The organism is Streptococcus oralis (assembly GCF_001579025.1).
Classification (GTDB): domain Bacteria; phylum Bacillota; class Bacilli; order Lactobacillales; family Streptococcaceae; genus Streptococcus; species Streptococcus oralis_X.
In genome coordinates this window covers 279,257-280,589 of sequence record NZ_KQ970235.1, presented here as the reverse complement: position 1 = coordinate 280,589, position 1,333 = coordinate 279,257, and the positions used below count along the sequence as shown (strand labels likewise).

1 pseudogene is annotated in these 1,333 nt (G+C 39.8%); it reads right to left on the bottom strand.

The window, feature by feature from the left end:
* A pseudogene (locus tag SORDD27_RS01270) lies at positions 1-1,333 on the bottom strand (YSIRK signal domain/LPXTG anchor domain surface protein); the annotation flags it as partial.

The following is a 1,333-nucleotide window of genomic DNA, read 5'->3' as shown; positions in this document are numbered from 1 at the left end:
CCTTGTGACTGGTCTTAACCTTCTCATAAACGTGTTCTGTGTCACCGTTTGGAAGTTTCTTGGTCTCTACGAAGCGGTAGCCTGGAATATCTTTCTTAGGCTGTTCGCCGTCTTCGGTTGGATAACCTGGAATTTCATTGCCTTCCTTATCCTTGTGACTAGTCTTAACCTTCTCATAAACGTGGACCACATTGCCTTTTTCATCAACCTTAGTTTCAACAATTTTATATCCTGGAATATCTTTCTTAGGTTGCGAACCATCTTCACTTGGTGCTAGGATATTTCCTTTAGTATCAACAAATGAAGTATTCGGACGTACAGTAGGGATGTATTTAGCTGTAATTGGGGTTCCATTCTTATCAACACGTTTAACTGTTACTCCAGTTGCTCGACCTACAAATTCTGGCTCTGGTGTGAAAGTAACTTTTCCAGCTTCATCAATAGTATATGTACCCTCACCTGGTACCTTCTTCTCTGTTGTACCATCGTCAAAGGTCGGCTTAACTGTTTCATCAATTTCTATCGGAATTTCTTTACCATTGATTGTTACTTTTCCGCCTTCAAATGTTGGTGTTCCTGATTGAGGTTGTCCTTTCGGACCTTCTGATTCAGAATCTTTTGAAGTAGGTGTAACCGGGATAACAACTGGGGTATACTTAGCTGTAATTGGGGTTCCATTCTTATCAACACGCTTAACAGTCACACCTGTTGCTTGACCTGTAAATGTCTTCTCGGGAGTAAAGGTTACTTTTCCAGTTTCATCAATAGTATATGTACCTTCACCTGGAATTGTCTTCTCTTTTGTACCATCATCAAACGTTGGTTTGACTGTTTCATCAATTTCAACAGTTTTCTCAATACCATTAACTTTGACTTTTCCACCTTCAAATGTTGGTGTTCCTGTTTGAGTTGCACCCTGAACATCTGTTGTAATAACATCCGAACTTGTTGGAGTTGCTGGTTTAACAACTGGAGTGTATTTAGCTTTTACAGGAGTTCCATTCTCATCTACACGTTGAACTTCTACACCTGTTCCTTTTCCAGTAAATTGTGGTTCTGGCTTAAATTCTACCATACCATTATTTACAGTATAAGTTCCTTCGCCTGGAATGACAATTGGTTGATCTGTTGGTTTTCCTGTTTTTGGATCAATAAGTTCAAGACCTTTAGTTTCATCAATAGGAACAATTTTTTCCACTCCATTAACAGTAACCCTACCACCTAGGAATGTAGGCACTCCTTTTTGAGTTGCACCTTGAATGTCTTCTGTAACAGCATCAGTAGCTGTTGGAATTGCTGCCTTAACAACTGGAGTGTAGCTTGCTGTAACGGG